The organism is Zoogloea ramigera (genome assembly GCF_006539865.1).
GTDB classification, from domain to species: Bacteria; Pseudomonadota; Gammaproteobacteria; order Burkholderiales; family Rhodocyclaceae; genus Zoogloea; species Zoogloea ramigera.
The window spans coordinates 1-4,195 of record NZ_BJNV01000135.1 but is presented as its reverse complement, the minus strand read 5'-3'; the positions used below and the strand labels follow the sequence as shown (position 1 = coordinate 4,195).

Here is a 4,195-nt window from a genome sequence, read left to right as displayed (position 1 = left end):
GGCCCCGGCAGGTGCCGCGGTGGCCCCAGCGCCCACCGCGACGGCCCGGGCCGGCAGCACCAGGCCACCCAGGCCGCGGGCCGCACCGCCACCCTGGCCCGCCGGTGCGGCCGCCTGTACCTGGGTGCTGCTGACGATGCGCAGATCGACCCCCACCTCGACACCCTCGCTGGCCCACACCAGCCGGAAGCTGCCGTCGGGCTGGCGGGTACGCCTGGCCGCATTGATCATCTTCTCGAGGCCGAAGCGGCCGGGCACGTTGATGACCTCTACCGTGCGGCCGTCGAAGGTGGTGGCGACGATGCGGGCGCCCGGCGCACCGGCGGCATTCGGCCACACGAAGTTGTTCCACTGGGTGGGGCCGTTGCGGTAAGCCAGCTTCTGCCCGTCGATCTCGACGACGAAGCCGGTGGTGCCCTCGGCGGGCTGGGGCCGCAGCATGAACACCGTCTGGGCCTGGCCGGCGCTGCCACCGCCGGCGTCGGCCGCGGCGCCGCCTTCTAGGGGCGACACCCAGCGGGCAAAGCCGTTGCCAAACTCCGGCTGCAGCACCAGGCCCAGCTCGCCCCAGGTGCGCGGGGTGACGGTGTTGCCGCGGCGCACCACCAGCGGGCCCATCGCCCCGTCCACGTATTTGGCGATGGCGCCCTCGGGGCCGAACATCTGGGCGATCTCGGCCGGCGAGGCCTCGATGCCGGACTTGGGGGCGAAGGGGTACTTGATGGCGAGCTTGCGGTTGAAGGGCTCGTAAACCTGGGCCTCCCAGGTCTTGTTGAGCTCCTCGGAGGCCGGCTTGATGACTGCCGCGTAGCTCTGCAGCAGGGGCCGCAACAGCAGCGGGCGCAGCACTGCGCGCTGGGCGTCGGGCATGCCGGTGAGCATCTGCTCGTCCACGAAGCGCAGGCCCTCGGCCAGCTCGGAGGCGCCACCGTCGAGGGTTTCGCGCATCAGCTTGACGGCGCCGGGGCCGGGGTCGCCCTGGTTCTGCAGCCCGTTGAGGCGGGTGCGGATCTTGGAGAGCTGCTTGAGGTAGGTGTCGAGCAGCGGCTCACCGCCATCGCGCGGCAGGGCCAGGCGGCCGAAGCCGGCGAACTCGCGGCCGATCGGCCCGAGCGGGATCTCGACGGGCTTCGCGGTGACGTTGACGTCCACCTTCACCGGGCTCGGCGCCATCTGCAGCACCGACTGCTTGACCCACTCGAAGAAGCCCCGCTGGGCCCGCTCGAGGCCGACGTTGGCGAAGCCCGGGTTGTCCCAGGCCGTCTGGTCGACGATGGCCTTGATCAGCTTGCCCACCGGCGAGACCTGGGCGTCGCCGAGGCGGTTCATGGCGGAAACGGCCTCGGGGAAGCTCTCGAAGGACGCCACGCTGATGCCCTGGACGAACTGGCGCCAGGCCTCGGCGTAGTCGCGCTTGTACATCTCGACGAGGGTCTTCTGGATCTGCTCGGGGCTGCCCTCGAGGGTCAGGTCGTCCTTGGCGGTGGTTTCGAGCACCCAGTCGACGCTCTTCTGGGCGCTGGTGGCGGCGTCCTTGATGGCCGGCTGCACGTAGTCGCGCCAGGCCTCGACGGTGAGGGCGCCGGACACCACGTGGCTGCCGCTGACCAGCCCGGCGTTGTCGGGCCCGACGATGCCGGCCACGCTGACCGGCGCAAAGCGGGTGGACGCCCGCGCGCGGATCTCGGCATACACCCGCTCGGCGGCCGGCATGCCGCGCACCACCCGGCGCAGGGTGTCGCGGGTGTCGTCGACGAGCGACAGGTTGGTCTGGATCGTCGGCCAGTCGGCGGCGCCCGCGTGGGCGAGGTGGAAGGACAGGATGCGCCCGGCCGAGCGGATCATCTCCTCGCGGCTCATGGTGCCGCGGTTGGCCTCCAGCCAGGCGCGCCAGAAGCGGGTGATCTGGTCGGACAGGTGGCCCGCGTCGAGGTGCTCGTGGCTCGCCAGCATGAGGTAGGTCTTGAGGGCGTTGTAGCCGTCATCCACGTCGCCGGGCCGCGCCGCGCGGTAGGGCTGGCCGGCGGCCGGCCGCGGGGCGGATCTGTCGTCGGCCCGGGCCTGCAGCTTGTCACCCTGGGCATGTACCTCGGCCAAAAAGGCTTCGAGGGATTCCTTGACCGGGGTGAGCATCACGCTGGAAACGCCGGCGAAGTATTCGCGGCGCAGGGCGTCGGCCATCTCGCGGCCCTGGTAGAGGCCGAGCCCCAGCGACAGCGGGTGGTCGTCGTTGAAGCGCTCGAGCTGGGCGAGGCGGTCCTGCAGGATCTCGAGGGCCTGCAGGCGCGACTGCAGATCGATGCGCCCTTCCTGCACCTTGGCGGCCTTGGCCAGATCTTGCGCCACGTTGTCGAGCAGGCTGCGGTTGTTGAGGTAAGACCAGCTCCAGCCGGCCAGCGCCAGCCCGAGCACGGCCAGCGAGGCCAGCACGGCGCCCTGGCGCAGCAGGGTCTTGTGGCGGGTGCTGTGCTGGCGCACCAGGTTGCGGTCGGGGAAGACGACCTTCGAGAACAGCTGGCGCAGGAAGTAGCCGTGGTTGCCCGCCGGAGGCGGCGGCACGGGCGCATCGACGAGCCCGAAGCGGCGCACGATGTGCTGGTTGGAGACCGGCTCGAAATCAGCCCCCTGGAGCGCCGAGCTGAGGTAGAAACCGCGGAACACCGGCTTGAACTGGAAGGGGTTGTCCTCGAAGAGGGTCGCGACGAAGGCCCTCAGCGCCGGCCGGATCGCCGCGAACTCGGCCGGGAAGGTGAGCAGCCCGGGCTCGGCGCCCTCGCCCTGGAGGCGCGACAGCTGGGCCACGCTGATCGCCCGCAGGCCCTCGTGGAGTTCGTCGAAATGGCGGTCGAAGACGGCCAGCAGGTCTTCTCCCGGCGCCGGGCCGCCGGGCAGCGTGGCGCCCCACACCCGGTCCCGCTCGGCGGCGTCGAGATCCTGGAAGAAGGCGTGGAAGCCGGGGATCAGGTCGGCCTTGGTGAACAGCACATACACCGGCGCAAAGACCTCCAGCCGCTCGGTGAGCTCCTGCACCCGCTGGCGCAGGCTCTTGGCGAGCTGGATGGCGGAGCCCGGGTCGCCGCCCACCAGCTCGCCGATGCTGACGGTGACGATGACGCCGTTGATCGGCGCCCGCGGGCGGTGCTTCTTGAGCAGATCGAGGAAGCCCAGCCACTCGGCGCGGTCTTCTTCGTGGACGGCGTAGCGGCCGGCGGTATCGAGCAGGATGCCCTCGGTGGTGAAGAACCAGTCGCAGTTGCGGGTGCCGCCGATGCCCTTGATCACCGCGTTGCCGCCGTCCTCGAAGGGAAAGGTCAGGCCGCTGTTGACGATGGCGCTGCTCTTGCCGGCGGCGGGGTTGCCGATGGTGATGTACCAGGGCAGCTCGTAGAGCGCCTCGACCCCCGAGTGCTGGCCGAGGCGGGACGTTTTTATGGTCTTGACCGCCTCCTGCATGCGCTGCCGCAGGGCCTGGACTTCGGCCGCGGCGGCGGCGCCCGGGGCGGGTCCGGCCTCGCCCTGGCGTTCGAGCAGGGTGCCGATCGCCTCGCCGGCCTGCCGCGCCCGGCGCCGGCGCAGCAGCCAGACGGCTCCCCAGGCGAGGGCGATCAGCCCGCAGGCGGCGAAGGCCCAGACCATCGCCAGCTGCAGCGCCCGCGCGCCAAGCAGCACGATGGCACTCAGGGAAGCGACGCCGATGGCGGAGAGCACCCGGGAGTCGGTCAGGAAACTGTGGAGTCGGGACATCGTGGCAGGTCTCGCGGTCAGGTGCGTGGGGGCTGGCCGGGCGGCGGCACGGCCAGGGGGCGGACGAGCAGGGCCGCCCGCGGGGAGTCGTCTTGATTGCCGAGGCACAGCACCGGGCCCTGGTTGGCCAAAGCCCGGCTGGCGGCGCAGGCCAGCGCCACCAGTCCGCCGGCCGGCGATGCGCTGCCGACGACGGTGCCGATGGCCAGGCAGTCGGCCAGCGGGTCGAGGTGGGCGCCGACAGCCGCGAGGGCCTCGAGCGCCTCGACCGCCTGGCTGGCGCGACGGTCGCCATCGCTCACCAGGGCGGTGAGCTGCGCCCCGTCCAGCTGCCAGGCGGCCAGCACTTCGCGGATCAGCGGGCCGAGGAAGCGGCCGCCGGCCACCGCCACCGGGCCCGGGCGGCCCGTCGCCAGCCGGCCGAGCTGCACCGGCGCCACCGTGCCGCCGG

The 4,195-nt window shown here is 72.0% G+C and carries 2 protein-coding genes; both read right to left on the bottom strand.

The annotated features are described in order from the left end of the window. Nucleotides 1-3,744 (bottom strand): type VI secretion system membrane subunit TssM (gene tssM / locus ZRA01_RS19945; RefSeq protein WP_141355119.1); only part of this gene is annotated, 3,744 nt, incomplete at its 3' end. Between the two features lie 17 nt (nucleotides 3,745-3,761). Further along, nucleotides 3,762-4,195: hypothetical protein (locus ZRA01_RS20670; protein ID WP_170183039.1), on the bottom strand; the 434-nt coding region annotated here is incomplete at its 5' end.